This window comes from Olivibacter sp. 47, assembly GCF_030372825.1.
GTDB classification, from domain to species: Bacteria; Bacteroidota; Bacteroidia; order Sphingobacteriales; family Sphingobacteriaceae; genus Olivibacter; species Olivibacter oleidegradans.
Map to the genome: position 1 here is coordinate 2076173 of NZ_JAUCNR010000001.1, position 24693 is coordinate 2100865.

The following is a 24693-nucleotide window of genomic DNA, read 5'->3' on the forward strand; positions in this document are numbered from 1 at the left end:
ACGAAAAAAATAGTTCGTTACAAGCTTCCGGCGATAAACTATTGGATAGGGTCAATCCGTTACCCTATCCATAGTTCTTCTCAGATATTCCTGCTCACCTCCTGAGTTTGTCTCAACTGCTCATATTAAGAGGATCATTACCATTTAAGGGAGCGCTTCATTTTTACTGATATGATTGTTTAAAGTCATTATTTTTCTGTGATCCATTTCCAATCATCTGTTTTGAAGGGCACCGCAGGAAGCCCCTCTTTATTAAATAGGTTTACATCCGGGTTATCGCTCCAAGAATAACGAACCGCTGTAGGATTTGACACTTTATCGGAGTAAACAACTATTGTATTCCCATCCACATAAGCTTTAGCCCATTCAAATTGCTTATCCGCCCCGGCAATGGTGAATCCTTCAATATATCCGTATTTATTATGCAATAATAAGCCGTTCGCTGCATTTTTATAATAGATAATCGCCTTATTCCCTTCAATTTGCATTGATTTGAACACTGGGCCGGTGTATACGATTTCTTTCTTTCCATAATCTTTATTCAACGTTATTAAGGCTAGCCGCATTCCTACATCTTGTTTATTTCGCGGATGGATGTCGTCCGCATCGCCTATATCCGTAATTACTGCTTGTCCGGTTTTTGGTAGGGCTAAGGTTCTGCTTTGTGCCTCTCGGAGTTCCGCCCATGTACTTTCTTGTGGTTTTTCGTCTTTTGCCATAAAGTTTGCCAGTTGTACCCAATAAAAAGGGAATTCGTAACCCCATTTAGCACGCCAGTCGTTAATCATAGTTGGAAATAAGGTGCAATAGTCATAGGCCCGTATGGCATTGTTTTCACCTTGGTACCATATTACGCCTTTAATTGGAAATGGTATAATTGGATTTATCATCGCATTAAAGAGTAATGATGGCTGAACATTCGGGGAGATGTAGGTAAAACCAAACTGTTTGTTTGTTACTGACTCCTTGTAATACCATTCTCTATTTAAGGGATACGCATTACCATCAATTTCTAAATACATATTATCGGCGTTGCCGTAAAATCCTCCACCTCCATAGTTATCAGTTATCCTTACCGTGACTGTATTTATGCCTTCTTTTAATGTGTTTTCAGGAATAACGTAATCTCTGTTAATTGCATGTCCATTGGTAGCGCCGATTTGAACACCATTAACCAGGTAATGTCAGCATCGTCGATTGTACCGAGATGAATGCTTGCCTGTTTCTTGATCACTTCTTTAGAGAGTTTGATATTATATTTGAACCAGATCACCCCATCAACTTCTCCTAGAACCTCTTCCCATAACTGCGGAACCCGCATCATTTTCCAGGAAGATAAATCGACAGGCTGGGTCTCCCATTTTTCTGTTGTTCCTGTTTCTTTGTTCAATGCTTGATAATAGGCGGTTTTCTTTTTTTTATTCTCCTTTGTGAATTCTTCCAGGTTACGGGTTCTAAAATCTCCATAGCGTTCTTTAAAATGTTCAGGTAATACGTTGAAAGCACTCGAACTGGTCCAGGTTTCTATATCCGTTCCTCCCCATGAGGAATTGATAATGCCGACAGGAATACCAAGTTCAACATATAATTTACGGGCAAAAAAATAAGCGACGGCTGAAAAATTGCCAACTGTGGCAGGAGAACAGCTCTGCCACATACCATTCAAGTCTGATTTCGGTTCCGGACTTAGGGCCTTTTCAACATTGAAAGCACGTATTTGTGGATAATCGGCTTTACGTATTTCCGTTGGTGCATCTTTAACATCTTTTACCGTCCATTCCATGTTAGATTGCCCTGATGCAAGCCATACCTCTCCAATAAGTATATTCTTGAGGGTGATATTACTATCTCGCCCTTTGATATGCATTAAATAGGGGCCACCATAAGGCATGGGGTCAAGTTGAAGAGACCATTCGCCTCTTTTATTGGCTTTCACCTTTTTAACCTGATTGATAAAATGAACTTCTATCTCCTCGTTATTGTCGGCCCATCCCCAAATTTTTATAGGAACATCTCTTTGCAACACCATATTTTCTGAAAATATGGCCGGTAGTCTGATTTCTGCTTTAAGAACGGATAATAAAAAAAATAAGTAACAAAAAATGAGGCTGTGTTTCTTAGACATGTGTTTTTACTTTTAGTTTGTTTTACTTTTAACTCGATGGTGTAATCAATCCGTCAAACTTTGACTTCGTTTAATTTTTTCTATTCGAAGACGTATTTCGTGGTTTCTGTCGTTATCCATTTCGGATAACGACATTTTTGAGGGAACTTCCTGACTACAGGCATATAAAGTGCACAATATAAATACGTCTATTAGCGGTTGTTTCATAATTTCTTCTTGAGTCTAAAGCATTTTATTTAAAGGTGATCAACTAATTTTTATTTGGTGATATCAACAATTCTAAAATTATCAAAGTACACATCAACATTTACATCGGCATTGTCCGACTTATTTTTGGTGAAAATGCCGAGGCCGGTATTTGCAATTGCCGCAAAACCCGCATAGTCTGTTGCTGCTGTGAATTTTGATAAAGCGATATCACAGGTTATCCATTTACCCGTTACTGCTTTGTTTGAATTTTTATCTCTGGGTAGGTAATCTACTACCATCTGATCCCCGTTACCTTTCAATTGAATTTCGAATGAGGCGGGAGCTAAAGATTCACTCATATAACATTCAAAACGAAGGACAAGATTCTCTATGGGTGTGTTGGCAGGTATGATATTGGTTGTTGGATATACGGCATCATTGGAAAGGTTGCCCCACCAATATTGCCAAGCGCCGGGCTTACCGAATATTCGGTAGCAGGTCCCGGTTGAAACGTAGGGGATCTTAGACCCGTCGGCAACTACCGCTTCATTATTGTCGCCCCAGCTATACGCACCTATATTGTCCCAGTTGAGCACCACATTTTCAACGGGATAAAATGCTTTGGGTGAATTCGAATTTCCTCCAGCAGCTGTTATCGTAACGACACCTCCTTTGCTAGGTGCTTTAGGTAATCGGAAATATAGTGTATCATTACTATTTGAAACTAGGAGATCAGATGCCGGTATTGTAAATTCACCATTGATATTGAGACTTGTTACATCAATGAAGTAATCCCCTGTAATATAAGCGAGATCGCCTATGATGGGCATATCACTGCTAAATGTTTTAATCGTCGGGGGAACAACATTGGTTGAAAACGGAATACTCACCGAGTCGGTATAACAATATACCACTAAGCGGCCATCCTGCACTCCTGGCGGTATGGCCAAATCAATGATATCGTAATCGTTGCTAACGGTGTAATCCAATACCCCAACACTGGTTCCCGTTGTACTTTCGAAAACTACTTTCTGTATTTCATAAAAATTAGCTCCGAAAATTTTTAAATTTTCGCCAGGTGTTGCCGGATATTTCAACGTTATGCGATGAATTTCGGGTGCCGGTGAATATATATGAAACGCATACTTAGCTACACCCCGATTGGTTTCGATACGGATTTCATTGGAAAGTTCCGGATTGGTGCCTGTCAATATTAAATCGCCAGGAATGGTAAAGATTGCACTGGTAGCGGTACAATAGTTAGTATTGAAACTAACTTCTTGGTCATTAATATATATCTTTTGTATACCTCCCAAGTTGTTTCCGATAACGGCGATCATTTTTCCCGGGAAAGCGCCCGTAAATGTGCTGTCTGCTTTTGTTGGATCAGTAAGCCTTACGCTATAAATTTCAGGCGTTCCACCTGGGGCGTCTTTTTTACTGCAAGCTATAAATGCCGCTATCCCAATCAAAGCGATCCATAGTAATATATGTTGATGGAAAAAATTGAACGTTTTCATCTTTTAGCATTTTATTCGTTAAAGGTATAAGGTTGAGGTTCTTCTTTTAATCGTGGGTTCTGTATCAGATCATTCTCCGGGTAGGGAAAGAAAATATTATCTTTGGTAACGACTACCGGAGTAGCAGGGGGTGTTGGTTCTTCAAAAACAAGGTTCCCGTCTTCATCCTTTGTTATAGAAGTCGTGGTCCACCCTCGTTGCTGATTGTTAAAATATTTCAGCATTTTTTCCGGTTTATAACAATACCAGCTCACCATGTCGTACCAATTGTTATATTCCATCGCGAATTCAATGCGTCTTTCGGTTATGATATCGTCCAACGTAATTGCAGTCTTTCGTCCGATTTTAGCGCGCTCGCGTACTTTGTTGAAGTATGTTAAACCCTCCCCGCCGTCCAGGCTATTATTATTGCCGAGACTTGCCTCGGCAAACGTTAAGTATACATCTGCTAAGCGCAGTATATATGTGTTAAGAGGGGAGTTCATCGATTGAACATATCCATCATTATCGTCATTAGGACCTCCCACGACACCTTTCTTAATAGACGATCCTGTTCCCGTGTAGGTGTAGCCCCCCTTGTCGATACTTATGTATGGATAATGAGCGTACTGTGTGAAATAGGTGGCATTTCTCCGCAAAGAATCAGAACGTTCGTATAATTTCAACATATCAATGGTTCCATTTAATCCCCCTCCCCAAACATTTACGCCCCCGGTTACATCTGATGAAAAGGCTAAATCGGCCAAGAGCGTATTACATACGCCCCAGTCTCCTAATGGTACCCATTGCATAGCAATTAATGATTCGGGATTGTTATTGTGTTTGTATTTAAACAAATCTTCATATTTCGGATACAAGACCAACCCGCTATTCATGCATACATCACCTGCGTATTCGCGTGCCTTTGCCAGATCTGCTTCGTCTCGTGTTCCTCCTTTTTTCCAACCGGAACGGGCTAAGTATACTTTTGCTAACATTCCTTTAGCTCCCCAGCTGTTCGCACGCCCTTTATCCCATGTCGGTGGCAGGTTCTCCACGGCATATGAGAGGTCATTAATGATAAATTGGAAGACATCCTCTTCACGATGGCGGGGCAATAAGGGGTTCTTGATCACTTCTTCATTGCTTTCAATCAGAATAACCGGCCCCCAAGTACGAAGTAAATAGAAATAAGAGATACCTCTCATCAGACGAGCTTCTGCTATTGCTAGATTTTTTTGAGCGTCCGTGACATTCTTGGCCTTATTGTTAATGGCTTCGATGGTTGCATTGGCCATTGTAATGACTCCGTAGAAAGATTTCCACGAGTCGGACAGCCCATCATCTAAGGATGTTACAGTAAACAACGTATAGGAAGGATTCATCCAAGGGTTATAAGCATCGTTTGCCCGTAGGCTGCCAATAGCAACGGCAGGCCGTTTATTATAATCAAACCAGGCCCGATTGTATAAAGGGGCGGTTGCAGCTTTGAGGGCTTCAGGCGATGTGTAAAAAGTTGCGTCAACGTAAGAACCTTCCGGTTCCCGATCAAGAAAGCTTTTACTGCATGAGACAATTAACAGCGCTGACATAAACGTTGTAAGTACATATAATCTTTTCATCTCTTTATTTTTTTATGACTGACGAGTATTCGGTATAAATAATTATCCTATTATTACGTCGCTCGATTTTGTGATACTAAGTGTATTTGCTAGAAGGTTAGGTTCAATCCAAATGTGTAAATTCTTTGAGCGGGGTAACGTGCATAATCAATACCACTGAGTAATACACTTTGGTTATACGATCCGATTTCCGGATCATATCCTTTATACTTGGTAAAAGTGTATAGGTTTTGGATATTCATGTATACTCTTAGATTTTCAACCTGTAACTTAGATAGTAGTTTATTCGGTATTGTATAACCCAAAGAGACATTTCTAATTCGTAGATAGGAACCATCCTCAACAAAACGATCACTCATGCGACTGTTGTCATTTGCGTCACTCACTGTTATGCGTTGTATCGTAGCATCTGGATTTGCAATTCTGACATTTGCGATATCCTGATCAGATCCGTCCGGATTTATTCGTTCAATAATCGCTATGCCCGTCGTTTCTTTCAGCATGCCCGAATTATTCATTGGATTGGTGAAATCTTTACGAAGTTGATTGTATATTTTATTTCCAAATACACCGTTAATAAAGATGTTTAGATCAAACCCTTTATAAGAGAAGTAATTATTGACGCCGAATAAAAATTTAGGCTGGGGGTTTCCAATAAAATCGCGGTCTTGCTCATCAATCTTCCCATCTCCGTTCAGGTCTTCGAAGATGAAGTCGCCTACCCAAATACCGTTTACATCGATGTTTTTGTCTTTAGGGAGTGCGATAGGTATTCTGTTGCCACTTTCATCTAACACAAAATTGTTGTATTGATCTTTCTTATAAAAATCGCTTTCGTCCTGAAACATGCCGATTACCTTGTAGCCATAAAACTGACCAACAGGGCCACCCACCTTGGTATAGGTAAAAGTTTCAGCACCAATCTTTCCCAATATGGTCGCAGTTTCCGTATATAAATCGGTTACTTTATTTCTATTCAGTGAGAAGTTAAGCCCCGATTTCCAGAAGAAGCCTTTTTTATTGATATTGATGGTATTCAACGTAAATTCCAACCCCTTGTTGGTCATTGATCCTGCATTCACCCAAGGGGCAGCAATCAGCCCGCTGATGTAATCGGGAAGAACTGCTTGCATAAGTAAGTTATCGATCTTCTTCAAATAACCATCGGCAATGAATTCGATCCTGTTTTTGAAAAGATTAAGATCTAAACCGATGTTATAAGCGTTAGTTTTTTCCCATTTTAAGTCAGGATTAGCAAAGTTTCCCGGATAAAAACCCGTTCCCCATATAGACGCCGCAGTCGCCATCGTTACACCATAGGCATAGGCGCTTGCCGCTTGATTTCCCACTAAACCCCAACCGAGCCTTAATTTTAAGTTATCAACCGCATTGGCATTCTTTAAAAATGATTCATTTTTCATTTTCCAAGCAGCGGCTAGAGAAGGAAAAGTTCCCCATCGGTTGTTCCGGCCAAATTTATCGGATCCGTCTCTACGGACGGTAGCTGTTACTAAGTAACGATCGCGGAATCCGTAGTTTAACCTTCCAAAATAGGATTCAATGGCTCCAGACGATCGCGAACTGCTATTTCTAGCCGTTTTTGCATCCCCCGCGTCTAACTCATGCACAGAGTTTAGAAAGTAATTGACGCGGCTCCCGGATAGCGACTCCCATCTGTTCTCTTGTGTTTCATGCCCCGCCATTATTGAAAGGTTATGCCAGTCATTGAAATTTTTCGAGTAGGTTAAATAGGTTTTGAGGTTGGTAAAGGACGAGTTACTAGCAGACCGGGAACCTGAAGATTGCTGCTTAAAAGTCCCATAGTCATATGAAGGTGTAAATTGATAGGAATTATTGTAATTGAAGCTGGTATTTCCTTCTATTCTAAGAACTAAATCTTTCAATGGGGTAATATCAGCAAAAGCGCTTATATTGGTCTGTGTACCCTTCGTGTAGTTTTCTCGTGTAAGGGCTTCTTCTACCGGATTTGCAAAATAAGTTCCATACATGTTCTCTTGTTGCGAACCCCAACTCCCGTCCGGATTTCTGGCAGGTACTTCAGGTAGTTGTCTAATAGCCAATGATATAATTCCCCAGTTGTCAATCGTATTTACATTTTCAAGTCGAGCAGTATAGGCACTCACGCCGGTGCTCAACCATTTGTTTATCTTGGAGTCGAAGTTCATCCTTAGCGAATAGCGTGTGAAATTTGATCCTAATGCAATACCTTCTTGATTGAAGTATCCTCCGGTAATAGCAAAGCGATTATTTTCTGTGCCACCGCTAGTGCTTAATTGATGGTTGTGCATCAGTGAAGTACGGAAAATTTCTTTTTGCCAATTCGTCCCTTCTCCCAAAAGAGAGGGATCCATGAACTCTTCCCTTTCGCCAAATCCGATGACGCTGCTGCGCAAATTCTGATAGGTGGCGTATTCCCTTAAGTTTAATACGTCTAAGGTCTTTGGTAATTGTTGTAATCCCAGGTATCCTTCATAAGCAACTTTTGTTTTTCCTGCTTGCCCGCGTTTGGTCGTTATCATCACAACACCGTTTGCAGCCCTTGTTCCATAAATGGCTGTAGCTGAAGCGTCTTTGAGAATTTCCATTGACATGATATCTGCGGGGTTAATTGAAGATAATGCGCTGGAATTGTCGCGCGTGTTACCATCAATAAGCACACCATCAATGACGTATAAGGGTTCATTGCCACTAAATGAGTTTGTTCCGCGAATGCTTACCGATATACCTCCGCCCGGAGCACCCGAATTTTGTGTAACGGCAACTCCGGCAACTCTTCCCTGCAAGGCCTGGTCTAAGGAAGTATTGACGGATTTGCTTATATCGTCGGCAGTAACGGTAATCACAGATCCAGTGAGATCGCTACGTTTCATCGTTCCGTATCCGACAACAACAACCTCACTTAATGCTTGTGTGTTCTCTTCTAAAGACACATCAAGAACAGGGTTCGTTACCACTAATTCTTGTGTAACATAACCTAAATAAGAAAATACCAATGTTTTACCTTGAGTGATTTCAATAGCATATTTGCCATTTTCATCGGAACGTGCACTATTAGTAGTACCCTTAACAAGCACGGATACACCAGCAAGTTTCGCTCCATTGCTTCGATTGGTTACAATTCCTGTGACACGCAGGTTGTTTGTATTTTGCGCTAACAGGGGCGTTAGGCTCAAATAAAAAAACAGATACAGGATCGTCTGTTTCCAATGCCTGATTACAGGCAAAAGACCTTTTTCAGGTAATTTGTTTAAGTTCATGGTTAATTAAGTTTATAACAGTTTTGGTTTTATTGTTACCCAAGTTGGGTCGGTAAAGTTAAATACAGGATCAAATACAGAAGGGTATAGAATGTTATAGATATGATGCGGAAATGTTAATTTTAAATTTTATCAGCTCTTGCATACACTGGTTGGATGCCAAATTTTCAAATCGGGTTCAGTACAATAAGCGTGTACTATTAATCAATTTTCTAAAGTCCTTTAAGCGCATAACGCCCAAGGTTTTTCCTTGGGCGCTGATAAATTTTAACATTTAATGGATGTTAAAATGGATATTTACCCATATTGGCACCCCACATCAAACCATAGAAGATATACGGATCAATTACCGCCATATTGTTGCGACGATCTAAAACTCCCCCTACATCCCACAAGAACGGTGTAAATCCGGCATTTTTCGCCTCTTGAGCCACGCACGCATGAAAACGGTTTCTGGATTCATCGTGCGCTTTCTGGATAGTCGGATCGCTAAAGGTCCTTCTAACAGAACAAAATTCGCCAACAATTCCCGGGATGCCCTGATCGGTAAATCTGCGCTTCATTTTACTGAATTGTTCGCGTACATAATCTTCTCCGCCCCAGTTTGCCCAACGGCCCTCATACTCACCCACCGCGTAATTTTTAAATTCCTCGCCCCAGAAATAGAACATTTTACCCCAATCTTCATCCTTCGGCATCAGACAGAAATTATAAGGAGCATAATAATGTACTTCCATGATCATTCTACCTGCTCCTGTTGGATCATGTGGCAAAGTCATCAGTTCGTCCGATAAATCAATGTTTGTGGCAGGGCCTTGGACAATTAAATTTCTATAGGTATTTCGGCCTCCGCTATTGCGTACCGCGTCAACAAATGTTTGATAATAGGAATGAAGGACGGCCATCTCTTGACTGTTTTTTACATCGGGCTCGTTACTGCTTGCAAATAGTAAATGCTCATCATAATCACGGAAATAAACGGCAATCTGCTCCCATAAGGCTTTTTGTTTTTTATTGACCGATTCTTGCATTTCGGGCGTACAATTTTTTTCTAACCATCCCTCATCCCAATGGATGTTTAATATGGCATACATATCGTTGTTTACACAATAATCGACTACCTCCTTTACACGCGCTAACCAACTTTCTTTTATTTTATAAGTTGTTTGATCCTCTAAGTATTGATTCCAGGAACAGGGAAGGCGGACAGCGTTAATTCCCGCACTTTTAACGGCCCTAATCATGGCTTCCGTAGTGAGTGGATTTCCCCAATAGGTTTCTCCGCCAATCGCTTCCAATGTATTACCGAGATTCCATCCCACATGCATCTTGGAAACTAGTTGAAAGGCATTACTACTCATTCCGCTCATATCTGGCGGTATTTGCTGCTGACGCGTTGACGCAAGTTTAGATCCTATCGCCGCTTTATTGCTTGGAGAAGCGGTTTCATGAATTTTGGCGCAAGAAAGCATTAAGAATACCGGAATAATTCCGCATAGAATTTTTCTCTTCATAAGTTAAGAAATTAGATTAAAGAATGTTTATAATTGGGAGCTTCACGATACTGTGTATAGCAATCGCTTTAAAACCATCAAGGCTCCTTTGAAACAAAAATAGTGGGAGATAACCACGAGCAGATGATGAAATGTATGCAATAGGGGATCAGTATTTCTCTGCAAGGGGATCATATGTTTCTAATTACAGGATAAAATGATTAGCTGCCGATTTACTTGATACTATTTGTTTATTTTGCGTACGCTATTTACCGAATCAGCTAACCGATGAGGAAACCGACATTTTTTTTAATAATATTTTTATTTGGATTTGTACTCACCTATGCTCAACCTTATGAGTTCGCTCACTTTGATAACAGAAATGGGCTGTCTGGTAACGAAGTGCTTAGTATATTTAAAGATAGTAGAGGCTTCGTTTGGTTCGGCACAAGTACCGGTTTAAATCGCTTTGACGGTATCGCATTTAAGACGTTTAATAGTGATGTAAACGGCACTAATAGCTATCTATATGAGAATCTGAGAAAGATTGTCGAAGACGCCAATGGCAATTTATGGCTACAGGGAAACACTTTCCTATTCTATAATTGGCGTACGGAATCATTTACGAGCAATATCGATTCTGTTTTAAACAAGATGGGATTACCTCCATATCCTATTTCCGTACAAGTGGATAAAGACAAAAATTTTTATGTAGCCTACTTCGGAAAAGGAATTTACAAATATGACGTAGGAGCAAAGAAGATATCGCTTTTTAAACAATCACCCTATGCAAAAGATCTTGTTCCATCTCCCATTACTGATATGAAAATTCAAGATTATTTTATGTGGGTATTGCACAGGGATGGTGTCTTAGAGCGGGTCAACACAAAGACGGCGGCAGTTGAGATCCGAAATACCTATATAAAAGAAAAGTTAAAAAGTTCTATCATACCCAAAAATATTTTCATAGACGCAGATAAAGACATTTGGGTATACCCTGGAATTAATGATAAAGGAGCCCTATTCTTCAATTTGAAACAAAATAATTGGACATTATTAGGCGTGGACACCAACCCTGCACTCTCTCATAGCTTCACAAGATGTATTATACAAGACTCGAAGGGTATGATTTGGATAGGCACTGATCATGGGGGGATAAATATTTATGATAAAAAACGTAAGACAATCCGTATCGTTGAAAATAATGTTTATAATAAATATTCGCTGAGTCAAAATTCGATTATCAGTCTTTATTGTGATAATGACGGTATCGTATGGGCAGGCACCTACAAAAATGGTGTGTCTTACTATCATCCCAGCATGTTTAAATTTTGGAAATCGCCTTTATATTACCTATTTATTCGAAATGCGGAAGTTTTTGATTGTAGCAGCCTTTATAAAGATCAGCAAGACAATTTATGGGTTGGTACCAATGGTAAAGGCTTGATAAAATATAACGAACAATCCGGAAGTATGCAACGTTTTCGTGCCAACTCGAACGATGAACAAAGTATATCGTCTGACATTATCACCTCGATTTTCGAGGACAGTCAAAGAACAATTTGGATTGGTACATTTTTAGGCGGCTTAAACGCATATAAGAATCGAGGTTTTAAACAATACCGATTTGATAAAAACAATCCCAATTCTTTATCCAACCAAAGTGTGTATGGTATAGCGGAAGACCATGATCATAATTTATGGATAGCTACACTTGGCGGGGGAATCAATCGTTTGAATCCTGAGCGAAAGGTGTTCACACATTATAATAGGGAGAATAGCCCACTACGTTCAGATTTCATCCTGTCAACTTTTACCGACGCTTCTAAAAAGATTTACTTCTGTTCAGACATAGGCATCTATCGGATTTACAAGAAAAATGAAATTGTTCCTTTTTTTGCCGATTCTAAGCTTCAAGACTCGGTTTCGAGAACGCCTGTACCTCAATTAATGACTGATTCCGAGGGGTTGATATGGACGGCAACTAAAAATGGAATTAACATTTATGATCCCAAGGTAAAGACGTTTCATCGCATAACCACTAACAATGGTTTGTCAAGCAACGATGTGCGATCCTTGGTGGAAGATGGTGATGGAAATATTTGGGCCGGAACAAGTAATGGACTGAATCGTATCTATTTCAACCGTAAAATGCCGGAGCTTAAACCAGCTATTATTTCTTTTGACATCAATGATGGGTTGCCAAGCTCTAGTTTTAATCCCAGTGCTGTCTTTAAAGATAAGAAGGGCATAATTTACATGGGTACTACCCAGGGCTATATAGCATTTAACCCACAAGATATCCCGGTAAACAATTTTGTTCCTACACCTAGATTCACGGATCTTTTAATAGCCGGTCAAGTGATCAAGCCCCATGTGAATTATAACGGGCGCATCATTATTAATAAATCAATAGTCGATCTAGATGAGATCATTCTTAAACATGATGAAACCAATTTCACTGTTCAGTTCTCCGGCCTCAGCTTTATCCATCCTGAAAAAAATAAATATAAATACATGTTGGAGGGCTTAGAAAAGCAATGGAGAGAGATAACGAATGGTGTTGGCGTAGCGTCATACTCCAATCTCAATGCAGGTACCTATAAGCTTAAAGTATACGCAGGTAACGAAGACAATATTTGGTCAGAAAAACCAATAATCCTAAAGATCATTGTTAGACCGCCCTTTTGGTTTTCCTGGTGGGCGTGGACTATTTATGTCGCTACCGCCGGCCTTTTAATTACATTATTCATAAAACATAAGCTGAACAAGCAAAAAGAAAAATTCGAGCACGCACAAAGGCTGTTGGAAGCAGAAAAATTACATGAGGTCGATCAACTGAAACTTAAATTTTTTACAAACATTAGCCATGAGTTTAAAACACCGCTTTCATTAATAATCAGCCCGTTGGAAAAGCTCCTAACGTCTCCTATAAGTCCAGATGAAAAGTCGACATTAAACATGATGTATAAGAATGCGCGAAGGCTTTTAGATATGGTAAATGAAATACTTGATTTTAGAAAGCTTGATCAAAATCAATTGGCCTTGAATTTATCTAAAGGAAATATTATAGAATTTGCTAAAGATATTTGCGCGTCTTTTTCTCCACTGGCTGCCGAAAAATCTATTAAACTCACCTTTACAACTTTTCAGAAAGATTTGTCGATGCAGTTTGATAGGGAAAAAATGTATATGATCATTGTAAACCTAATTTCCAATGCGTTTAAATATACACGTGAAGGACATATCGATGTCAGCATTTTTCTTTCCGAAAAAGTTAGTAATAAAGCGATAGAAAAGCAGCTCTGCTTTCAGGTGTCAGATACTGGGACGGGCATCAAACCGGAATATCTCGGTAAAATTTTTGAGCGTTTTTTTCGTATCGAGAGTGCTGAGGTACATGGTATTCCGGGTACGGGAGTAGGATTGCATCTCGTTAGCGAATTCGTAAAGCTTCATGACGGTGAAATATATGTTGAAAGCGTTGTAGGAAAAGGGTCCGTATTTACGGTATTAATTCCTATGACAAATACCACATTGGACATCTTGAAAAACCAAGATGTCATCTATCCCGGAAGCGTAAAAAATGAAACATCCTTGGATGCTATGGCTGATTTGAATAAATTGCCACAAAATAACGGCTTGCCATTACTTTTGATTATTGACGATAATCAGGATTTCTGTAGCTTCTTAACCGGTCTGTTTTGTAACGATTATCGTATTGTTACAGCTAACGATGGGGAAGAAGGCTATGGTATAGTGCTTGATCAATGGCCTGAAATGATTCTATGTGACCTAATGATGCCGAAAATGGACGGATATGAGTTTTGCAAAAAAATAAAAGAGGATATGCGTACTTCACACATCCCCGTTATATTGCTTACCGCAAAATCATCCGACGAAAACAGATATTCCGGCATTGAAGCGGGAGCAGACGACTATATTTCTAAACCATTCAACATTGAGATTCTTAAACTGAAGATCGTAAAGATTATTGAGAAGCAAAAACTATTGCAAAGCAGGTTCAAAGCAAAGGTTGATATATCCCCTGGCAAAATCGAAATTGTCTCAATGGATGAGAAATTCGTAAAGAAGGCTGTATCTATAGCGGAAGAGAATATAGGAAATCCCAACTTTTTAGTGGAGGATTTATGCAAAGAAATGGGAATGAGTAGGGTTAATTTCTATAAAAAGATAGTGGCATTGACCGATAAGACCCCATCCGAATTTATTCGATTTATTCGCTTAAAACGAGCCGCAGATTTACTCGCAAAAAGCCAGCTATATGTAAGCGAAATTTCCCTTTTGGTAGGATTTAATGAAGCCAAATATTTTAGAAAATATTTTAAGGATGAATTTGGTGTTACACCCAATGAGTATAAAAAGAATGTCTCGAAGTTGCATGGCGATTGACCATAACGGAAATACAAAATAGAGGTTTTGATACCGCTCCGTACCGTTAGATTACTAGATTATAGCCTACAATTATCTTTTCAATAGCACACCATTTAACGCTTATTTTAACCGTAAGGGGGATCTATTATGTTGCATTTTTCCCGGGTTTTCACCCGCTATTTTTTTGAAGAGGCGGTTAAAATAGGATATGTTTTCAAAGCCCAGTTGATAAGCAAGTTCTTTAATGCTAATGTGCTTCACCAGCAGCATCAGTTGTGCTTGTTCTATTTTTTTTTGATTAATATATTTTCTAGGAGTACAATGCATTTGTTTTCTGAAAAGGCGAATAAAGTGATCTGTCGTTAAACAGGAGGCCTGTGCAAGCTCCTCGATTTTTATTGGTTTATCCATGTTACTATGAATGTAGTGAATAGCTTTCAAAATGCGTTCGTCCAGATCTAAGTTCCTATCGGCGGCCCCTGTTAAAAAGCGTGATAGGATTTGTTTTAAGATGCCTTCGGTTTCCATCTCTAAGGCAGGGGGTGTATGCGTTTGTTGGCTAATATTCTTTATCAACGTTGGCGAATTATCATAATCTTTCGGATCATAAGCTTGTAGTTCAAGCTTGGGATTGATAGCTGCTAAACGTTTGATAAGGAAAATAATTAACTCATCAGCTTTGATTTCGACAGGAAAATCGAGGATGTCGAAAATACTCAGCTGTTTACCTAAAGTTTCATAGATGTGAATGTAATAAAGTGACAGCTTACCGGTGCAGCTATAACTATGTTTGGTATGAGGTGGTGTTAGGTACAAATGTCCTTCTTTTAGTGTATATGAATGATCTTCACGTACGATTTTGGCTGACCCGCTTTCGATGAAATGAATACGGGTAAAAGGACTATGTATATTTTTCCAGTTCCAATCCGCATGATGGACGGCCCGCCCGACATTCAATAAGATAAATTCTCGTTTAATCTTCTTTTCATCCATACGATCCTTATGTTTTCTAAATATAATAAGAAAAGTCGATAAAGTACAGCTTCCAATATGAATAAAGGATAAAATATGGGAACTAGGGCAAAGCTTAACGTAAAGCAAAAATCGATAAAGTGAAATAATTTGTCGATAATAGACATTGTGGATAGCCTCGATATCCTTAACTTTGAAAAGCATTGTGACACCATATTGTAAAACCATCGAAACAAATTTTTAACATTCACCTTCATACCAATAAAAATACTTAAGACAAGAAATTAATGGAAAGAAGAACCGTAATAAAAGCCCTTGGAATGGCCATTCCCTCGCTTTGGTTGAGTAAATCAATTGCTAGGTCGACCTTTAACACCTTGCATCCCCATGCACCGATTGCGAAAGTCGATTTTAAACCGGAATGGAAGTCGTTGGAACAGTATCAGGTTCCCGATTGGTTCCGTGACGCGAAATTCGGTATTTGGGCACATTGGGGCCCTCAATGTCAACCCGAAAGAGGCGACTGGTATGCAAGAGGTATGTATCAGGAAGGGAGTGATCAATATAAATACCATGTGGAGAAGTACGGTCATCCTTCTAAGTTCGGCTTTAAAGATGTAATAAACGAATGGAAAGCGGATAAATGGGATCCTGAAATGTTATTGGACCTATATAAACGTGCCGGAGCACAATATTTTGTGGCGCTAGCTAATCACCATGATAATATGGACCTTTATGATAGCAGCCATCAGCCGTGGAATTCTACCAAAATTGGTCCAAAAAAAGATTTGGTTGCGGGTTGGGCTAAGGCTGCCAAAAAACGTGGATTGCGCTTCGGCGTAAGTGTGCATGCCGCGCATGCCTGGACCTGGTATGAAACTTCCCAAAGAGCCGATAAAAATGGCCCGCTCAAAGACATCCCTTATGATGGAAAACTCACGAAGTCTGACGGAAACGGAAAATGGTGGGATGGTCTTGATCCGCAAGAGCTGTATGCGCAGAACCACCCTTTGAGCGAAAACAGCGAAGACCACAACATGATCCACCGCCAATGGAGCTGGGACGTGAGCTCGGGAGTGAGTGTTCCTTCCAAAGCTTATTGTGAAAACTTTCATGATCGGACGGTTGAGCTAATCGATAATTATGACCCTGATCTGGTTTATTTTGATGATACGGTACTTCCGCTCTGGCCAATTGATGATGCCGGACTGCGTATTGCAGCTCATTACTACAATGTCAATCAGCAAAAAAATAAAGGAAAGCTGGAGGCGGTTATCAATGGTAAAATCTTGAATGAACAGCAACGGAAATGTATGGTATGGGATATTGAGCGAGGACAAAGCGACAAAATCGAAAAAGAGCCCTGGCAAACCTGCACCTGTATAGGTGCTTGGCATTATGATAGACGAATCTATGATAATAAAAGCTATAAAAGTGCCAAAACGGTAATCCATATGCTGGCAGATGTCGTTAGTAAGAACGGTAATCTCTTGCTGAGTGTGCCGCTTCGTGGTGATGGTTCCATCGATTCGGAGGCACGGAACACAGTGGAAGGAATTGCTTCCTGGATGGGCGTTAACAGTGAGGCTATCATTGGGACAAGGCCTTGGAAGGTTTTCGGGGAAGGCCCGGCCATGGAAGGCGTTGCTCCACTGTCCGGCCCTGGTTTCAATGAGGATAAGAACAAACCGTTAACCGCCGCCGATATCCGCTTCACAACGAAGAACGGGGTAATATATGCCATTTTAATGGGATGGTCTGAAACCGGCAACGTTTTGATTAACAATTTGAGGGCAGATAGCCATAAGGTAAAGAAAGTAACCCTTCTAGGTAGAAGCAATGAACTAAAATTCGAACAAACTATAGCTGGGCTAGCAGTGACATTGCCTGAGATCGCCGAAAAGGACGAACCGGCTTATGTACTTAAGATCACTTAATATATCGTAAAAAGTTCTATATAAATTATTGGTTATTGGTGAAAGTGTGCCCCGTAAGGGGCATCTTTTGTTTTAAGATAATCAAAATCGATGCCTGTATTATAAAGCGCTCTCGTTTGTTCTGTGTGAAAAGGAGTCCGTCAAATGATCAGACCTATTCCCGTCAAGAAAACGCATTAATGCTAACGTTGGCGTTAAATAATGCCTGAATCGACTGCTTTTGTTGAAAAATGATGTTTTTTGACATCTGATTAAACATTTTTGCTAGGAATGTCAACATTTTTATAGGTTGTTCCTGAGCCTGTATAAATATTTTTGTCTTGCTGTGATCATCAAATTTAGTATAAGTCAGCCTAATAAGTCGTCGATTTTTTTGCAGAATATTTTTACCGATCGTTGAATTTTATTAGTCGGGCTTTAAAAACGCTGTTCACAATTTAACCTATGTTATAAGCTAACAATTATTTTATGGAACATCCAATTTTACAAACTTATGTTATGGGGCAATGGCGCGGACTGAAGCATTACGGTCTTGCTTTTATAGTCGCCCTTTGTATGCTACCAATCATGAATGCACAAGCGCAGCATGCGATAAAAGGAAGGGTAGTTGATGAATCCGGAAAAGGCTTTCCCGGTGCTAGTATTCAAGTAAAAGGCACTTCTATCGGAACTAAAACCAACGAAGATGGGTATTATTCCCTGAATGTACCCGATATAAATGCCGTTTTGGTTTTCTCTTATATCGGTTATGTGTCGAAAGAAGTAAAAGCAGCTGGACAAAGCTCACTAAACGTAGACCTTGCTCCAAATGCCGAAGCGCTTTCTGAAGTCGTAGTGGTAGGCTATGGTACGCAACGAAAAGAGTCAGTGACAGGTTCCGTGGCATCAATTAGCGGAAGCGATCTAAACCAGGTACCTACGCCGAATATTTCACAAGCCTTGCAAGGCCGTTTGCCAGGCGTCCAATTAGCACAAACATCCACCCGGCCAGGGGCAACAATGCAGATCCGTATCCGCGGTACCCGTTCTTTGACAGCAGATAATAATCCACTGGTTGTTTTGGATGGTATCCCGTTTCCGGGCTCACTTGGAGATATTAATCCAAATGATATTAAAAGTATAGACGTGTTAAAAGATGCCTCTGCGACGGCTATATATGGTTCGCGAGGTGCAAATGGGGTGATTTTGGTTACCACTAATAAAGGGCAGCAAGGTGAGCAGGCAAAGTTTAGCTATAACGCTTACTATGGCGCGCAAACCTTATTTGCCAGATACCCCATGATGAATGGGGAAGAATTTGTAGCCTTACGTAAAGCTGCCGGTATCTTTTCAAATGGTGTAGATGAGGCCGATAACGTGAACACCGATTGGCAGGATCTGAATTACCGGACCGGAGCAGTAAATAGCCACGATATCGGAATTTCCGGTGGTACGGAAAAGGGGAGCTATAATGTTGGGGCTGCATTTTATCAGAACCAAGGCTTGATTCCTACGCAACAATATAAAAGATATTCGTTACGTAGCTCAATTGACCAAGGGATTGGTAAACATTTTCGCGTGGGATTCACAACGAATAGCAATTATAACATCAGCGCTGGTAATCAACTTGGCTTATTTGGTGTATTGGCTGCCTCGCCGATCCTCAACCCTTATAATGAAGATGGCACGCTAAAAAGAACCGTGAACGCCTCTTTAGGCGATAATTATGTGTTGACCAGAAAGGTGGTAGAGGGGCTACATGACGACGGAATGTGGATCAACGAAACCAGAGGCTTTGCAACCTATAATTCGATGTATGGTGAGGTGAATATCCCTTGGGTGGAGGGATTGAAATACCGTGTTAACCTTGGTCTGGATTTTATTCAAAGTAATAATGGTAATTACACGGGGGAAGGAGTCAATAACGTAAACCCGCAAACAATATCTACTGCGGGAATCAGTAACGCGCATACTTATCATTGGACCGTGGAAAACCTGATTACTTACGATAAAACAATAGCAGAAAAACATCATTTGAATTTCACCGGACTTTATTCTGCGGAACGGCAAAAGTATAATTCTTCGGCAATGTCCGCGAGGGATATTCCTTCTGAAGCTTTCCAGTTTTATAATTTGGGGCACGCCACCGGAGAAATTACCATCAATCCGGATCAACAGAATTATACCTTATGGGGCTTGATGTCCTGGATGGGAAGAGTCATGTATGACTATGATAATCGCTATATGCTATCAGCTACCCTGCGCTCGGATGCTTCTTCAAGGTTAGCCCCCGAACATCGCTGGCATACATATCCGGCGGTATCTGCTGGATGGAATGTTGCCAATGAATCGTTTATGAAAGGGATTGATTGGATAAATATGTTGAAGTTACGGGTGGGCTATGGACAAACATCCAACCAAGCCATTGCTCCTTATGCTACATTGGGGCGTCTAAGTACGCGGCCTTACAATTTCGGTGAGGAAAATTATGCCGTTGGATATTATGTGACTCAATTGCCGAATAGCAACTTGGGCTGGGAATTTTCGGAAACGTGGAACTACGGACTTGATTTTTCGCTGCTGAGTAATCGTTTATCAGGAACAATTGAATATTATACAACGCATACGAAAGACTTACTGCTTGGTGTCGGTTTACCGCCAACATCCGGCGTGCAGAGTTATACGGCTAACATCGGACAGACACAGAATAAAGGGATCGAGTTGACATTGAATGGGACTATCTTAGCCGGCGGACGAGATGGTTTAACTTGGGATCTTGGGGTCAACCTTTATGCGAACCGAAATAAATTGACCGCGCTTGCATCAGGTGCCACACAGGATGTGGGCAATTCCTGGTTTGTTGGCTATAACATCAATGCAATCTATGATTATGAAAAAATAGGTCTGTGGCAAGAGGGCGATCCTCACTTGGATATTTTGGAACCGGGTGGTAAGGTCGGGATGATTAAGGTGAAGTATACCGGCGGCTACAATGATGATGGTACGCCTGTTAGGCCTATTAATGCGGACGATCGACAAGTGATGAATGTTGATCCGGATTTTGAAGGCGGTTTTAATACACGATTGGCGTACAAAGGATTCGATTTAAGTGTGGTGGGCTTTTTCAAAAGCGGCGGACTACTGGTGAGTACTTTATATGGGTCAGGAGGGTATTTGAATACACTTACTACGCGTAATAATAATGTGAAAGTCGACTATTGGACTCCGGAGAATACGGATGCGAAATATCCTAATCCAGCTGGACCGCTTAGCGGCGATAATCCGAAGTATGGTAGCACATTGGGTTATTTTGACGCTTCATTTTTGAAGCTACGTACTATTTCTTTGGGGTACGACTTTAATCGAAGTTTAATTAAAAGCCCGAACATGCGCTTACGTGGATACTTTACCGTTCAAAATCCCTTTGTTATGTTTTCACCTTATCATCGTGAATCAGGCATGGATCCGGAAACGAACTCATTCGGTGACGAAAATTCAGCTGTATCGTCTTATCCGAACCGGATTTTGACAATTGGAACGAATGCACCTGCAACCCGCAATTATGTGGTAGGGCTCAATCTTGTTTTTTAATGCCTTGACGGTTAACCATTAAAGAAATAAAAAATGAAAGCGATTATAAATATAAAAAGTTTTCTCGGTACTGCCTTGGCGGTATTATTAATGACTGGTTGCTCAAAAATTTTAGACGAGCAGCCGCGCAGTATTTTTACTCCCGATTACTTTTCTACCGAAAAAGGTGTTTTGGGTGGCATAACGTCTATGTATGCACATTTACGCTATTTATATGGCGAGGCCTACTATTATAACTCTTGTATTACCGGTACGGATGAAGCGACCTATGCGCAGAGTGCAGATGGGAACTTTAGAGATATGGACCTGTCGGGTGTCGGTCAGATTAGTGCCACAAGCCATCCTACGAGTTTTGTTTGGAATGTAAGCTTTCCAAATATAAACACGGCAAGTGGAATTATTGAAAATGCAGCTAATGTAGGGGTGGCTGAATCAATTGTGGCAGAGGCTCGGTTCTTTCGTGCATTTGATTATTTCTTGCTGGTGCAAACCTATGGGGGAGTGCCGTTAGACTTAGGAGCCGGTGAATTGAAATTTAATACCAATCCCGTTCGTTTTTCGGTTCGTAATACCGTGCCGGAAGTGTATACGAAAGCGATTTTTCCCGATTTACTCTTAGCGGTGGAAAATCTACCGAATGCCGGACGGGTAACGGGTGGTGTAACGAAAACGCTTGCTCGACTTTATTTAGCGAAAGCCTACCTTACCTATGCGTGGTGGCTCGAAAACCCAAATAATATCCCTACATATCCCGAAGTTGGTAGGACAGACCCCGATGGACACGACGCTCAATGGTATTTTCAGCAGGCTTATAATATAGCCGTAGAAGCAATTGACAACCCGGGACCCTTTAGTTTACAACCAAGCTATTATGACATACATATCGGATCAAACGATCGCAATAGTGAAATTTTATTGTATGCGGATCATACGGAGAAGAGTGCATTTTACAATGGAGGAAGCTTAGAATATGGAAGCGGCGGTGCACCTGATAATTTCGCTGTTTGGATGTTTACCTGGAATTATACCCTCCTTAGAAGTGGTAGCGATGCTTCGTGGTCGAATGCCGTGAGCTCCGTGCAACGCGAGGCCGTGCAGTCGTTGGGCCGCCCATGGACGCGGATGGCGCCAACCATTGACGTCATAAAAAATACCTTTGCGGATAAAACCAATGATTCGCGGTATGATGGTACTTTCGTGACCGTTTATCGTGGGAACTGGCCAAAGGCCGGTGTTTCCCAAGCGGTGTTATACAATGCGAATAACTTGCCTGTTAATCCGGGGGATCCGATATTGACTTTTTTGACGGAAGAACCTGAAACGCCAATTGATTATGCTAACTGGGCCTCAAAAAGTAATGTAGGAGCCGGTGCATTACCGGGACGGGCAGATTTCGTTATTTCTCCCGAAGGGGTCAGTAGGCTAAGGTATCCGGGCCTTTGGAAGTTAGGAACCTACCGCACAGATAACGGCGACGGTTTAGGTCAACCTAATGCGGGAAGTACTCGGCCTTTTAATATCGCTAAATTTTCTGAACTTTACTTTATTGCTGCTGAGGCAGCTGTTAAGGGGGCTGCCGTACAGGGTGGTAAATCGGCCAGAGAACTGATTAACGTAATACGGGCGCGTGCAGGAAAATGGACATTCGATAATGCGGGAAATATGGAAAAGATAGCCGATTACAGTGCGCAGATGACTGCAGCTACGCCTACTACGATTGATATTAACTATATTTTGGCCGAACGTTCCCGGGAGTACTATGGAGAAGGTTACCGTTGGTACGATTTGGTGCGGACTCAGAAATGGGCTGAATTGTCGGCTAACTATCGTATAGGAGGCAATGGTATTGGCGATCATACGCCGATGACCGTGACACGGAGCATCCAACCTTTCCATTATTTGCGTCCTATACCGCAAGGTCAATTAGATGGTATGCAAATGACGGAAGCGGAAAAAGCTGCGTATCAAAATCCGGGATATAACTAGGAGTAGAATAATGAGAGACAGCTCATGGTGGGCTGTCAATTAAAATAGACCATGAAAAGATTGTTCCTTTTAAGTGGGGCGGTATTGATGATATTGATGCCTTTAAGTAGCATAGCCCAAAATGCAAAAGCTCGAAATCCTGTTATTTTTTCGGATGTGCCGGATATGTCAATGATTCGTGTTGAAGATACTTATTATATGAGTAGTACTACCATGCACATGAATCCCGGGCTACCTTTGATGAAATCCAAAGACCTCATCAATTGGGAGCTGATTGGCTATGCTCATAAGGCTTTGGCCGATATGGATGAACTCAATCTGAATCATGGCAAAAATACTTATGGTAGAGGTTCTTGGGCCAGTAGTCTTCGATACCACAAGGGGGTTTATTATGTAAGTACATTCGCGCAGACTACCGGTAAAACCTATATCTATATGACTAAAGATATAGAAAAAGGTCCTTGGGAGGTAAAAGAGTTCAAGCCGATGATGCACGATCATACCCTCTTTTTTGAAGATGATAAGGCTTATATGATTTGGGGCAGTGGCCAACTGCATATTGTTGAGTTATTGCCGGATTTTTCCGGCATAAAGCCTGAAACCCAACATGTGTTGATCGACAATGCAACGTTGCCAAGTACACCGAATGGAACGCGGGGCGGATTGCCGGCAGAAGGTTCTCAGCTATTTAAGGTAAACGGGAAATACTATCTTTTTAATATATCCTGGCCTCCGGGAGGCATGCGTACGGTCATTGTTCATCGCGCTGATCAGTTGATGGGACCTTATGAAGGGCGGGTGATGTTGCAAGATAAAGGCGTAGCACAAGGGGGCTTGATTGAGAGCACTCATGGCGAATGGTACGCTTATCTGTTTCAAGATCATGGTGCGGTTGGTCGTATTCCGTTTTTAGTACCCGTTCAATGGAAAGATGATTGGCCAATATTGGGCATTGATGGTAAGGTACCCCAAGAGCTAAATTTACCTGCAAGTAAAGGCTTGGTTCCAGGCATCGTTAATTCGGACAATTTCAGTCGCAAAAAAGGAGAAATAAAATTACCTCTAGTATGGCAGTGGAATCATAACCCGGTGGATACGCTTTGGTCCGTGACCGAGCGTGAGGGATACCTCCGGTTGAAAACCGGTCGCATTGATACCAACTTCTTACAAGCAAGAAATACATTAACACAGCGGACAATAGGTCCTGCTTGTAGTGCGAGCATTGCCATAGAAGTGGCCAAAATGAAAGATGGCGATTTTGCCGGCTTATCTCTTTTACAAAAAAATTATGGAATAGTTGGCGTCCAATCAGTGGGTAATCAAAAATATTTGGTCATGGTTAATGCTTCGACCGGTAGTCTTAAGGAGTTTGCAAAAATTCCCTTGGATCAACAACGCGTATATCTGAAAGCTGCATGCGATTTCAGGGATAAGAGGGACGTTGCCAATTTCTTTTTTAGTCTAGACGGGGAAAAATGGATATCGATTGGAACATCTTTGAAAATGTCTTATACCTTGCCCCACTTTATGGGTTATCGGTTTGGATTGTTCAATTACGCAACTAAAAATACCGGAGGATATGTAGACATTGATTTTTTTGACTATAAGGATAAATGATAAAGACAAA

12 protein-coding genes are annotated in these 24693 nt (G+C 41.0%); 5 read left to right on the forward strand and 7 right to left on the reverse strand.

Features of this window, described 5'->3' with window-relative positions; translation table 11 throughout:
• Nucleotides 1-188: 188 nt before the first annotated feature.
• From QT327_RS09020 to QT327_RS09045, 6 genes are all read right to left on the reverse strand, one after another.
• Nucleotides 189-1022 carry a sialate O-acetylesterase gene (locus tag QT327_RS09020; protein ID WP_289552644.1) on the reverse strand — a complete coding sequence of 278 codons (834 nt, stop codon included), beginning with the start codon at nt 1020-1022 and terminating at the stop codon, nt 189-191.
• Between the two features lie 77 nt (nt 1023-1099).
• Complete coding sequence (locus QT327_RS09025) at nt 1100-2125, reverse strand: sialate O-acetylesterase (protein ID WP_289552645.1); 1026 nt, start codon at nt 2123-2125, stop codon at nt 1100-1102.
• A gap of 257 nt (nt 2126-2382) precedes the next feature.
• Nucleotides 2383-3834, reverse strand: a complete 1452-nt coding sequence (locus QT327_RS09030) for a glycan-binding surface protein (RefSeq protein WP_289552646.1) — start codon at nt 3832-3834, stop codon at nt 2383-2385.
• Nucleotides 3835-3845: 11 nt separating this feature from the next.
• On the reverse strand, nt 3846-5435 hold the full coding sequence (locus tag QT327_RS09035; protein WP_289552647.1) for a RagB/SusD family nutrient uptake outer membrane protein: 1590 nt from the start codon (nt 5433-5435) through the stop codon (nt 3846-3848).
• An 89-nt stretch (nt 5436-5524) separates the two neighbouring features.
• The gene (locus tag QT327_RS09040) at nt 5525-8713 is read right to left on the reverse strand and encodes a SusC/RagA family TonB-linked outer membrane protein (RefSeq protein WP_149105515.1); all 3189 of its coding nucleotides are present in this window, start codon (nt 8711-8713) and stop codon (nt 5525-5527) included.
• Nucleotides 8714-8997: 284 nt separating this feature from the next.
• Nucleotides 8998-10227, reverse strand: coding sequence for a glycoside hydrolase family 5 protein (locus tag QT327_RS09045; RefSeq protein WP_130857162.1), 1230 nt, complete (start codon nt 10225-10227; stop codon nt 8998-9000).
• Nucleotides 10228-10494: 267 nt separating this feature from the next.
• Here QT327_RS09045 and QT327_RS09050 point away from each other — a divergent pair, with 267 nt between their 5' ends.
• Entirely contained in the window at nt 10495-14619 is a 4125-nt protein-coding gene (locus QT327_RS09050; RefSeq protein WP_289552649.1) for a hybrid sensor histidine kinase/response regulator transcription factor, read from the forward strand.
• A gap of 102 nt (nt 14620-14721) precedes the next feature.
• Here the strand turns inward: QT327_RS09050 and QT327_RS09055 are convergent, their stop codons facing one another.
• Entirely contained in the window at nt 14722-15594 is an 873-nt protein-coding gene (locus tag QT327_RS09055; RefSeq protein ID WP_168204554.1) for a helix-turn-helix transcriptional regulator, read from the reverse strand.
• A gap of 266 nt (nt 15595-15860) precedes the next feature.
• Between QT327_RS09055 and QT327_RS09060 the strand changes: the two genes are divergently transcribed.
• The 4 genes from QT327_RS09060 (at nt 15861) to QT327_RS09075 (ending at nt 24683) form a co-directional block, all read left to right on the forward strand.
• Nucleotides 15861-17510, forward strand: a complete 1650-nt coding sequence (locus QT327_RS09060; RefSeq protein ID WP_168204555.1) for an alpha-L-fucosidase — start codon at nt 15861-15863, stop codon at nt 17508-17510.
• A 468-nt stretch (nt 17511-17978) separates the two neighbouring features.
• Nucleotides 17979-21080, forward strand: coding sequence for a SusC/RagA family TonB-linked outer membrane protein (locus QT327_RS09065; protein WP_130857165.1), 3102 nt, complete (start codon nt 17979-17981; stop codon nt 21078-21080).
• Between the two features lie 33 nt (nt 21081-21113).
• Nucleotides 21114-23066: a RagB/SusD family nutrient uptake outer membrane protein gene (locus QT327_RS09070; RefSeq protein ID WP_013665920.1), complete on the forward strand. Its 1953-nt coding sequence runs from the start codon at nt 21114-21116 to the stop codon at nt 23064-23066.
• Between the two features lie 51 nt (nt 23067-23117).
• On the forward strand, nt 23118-24683 hold the full coding sequence (locus tag QT327_RS09075) for a glycoside hydrolase family 43 protein (protein ID WP_149105518.1): 1566 nt from the start codon (nt 23118-23120) through the stop codon (nt 24681-24683).
• The last annotated feature ends 10 nt before the right edge of the window (nt 24684-24693 follow it).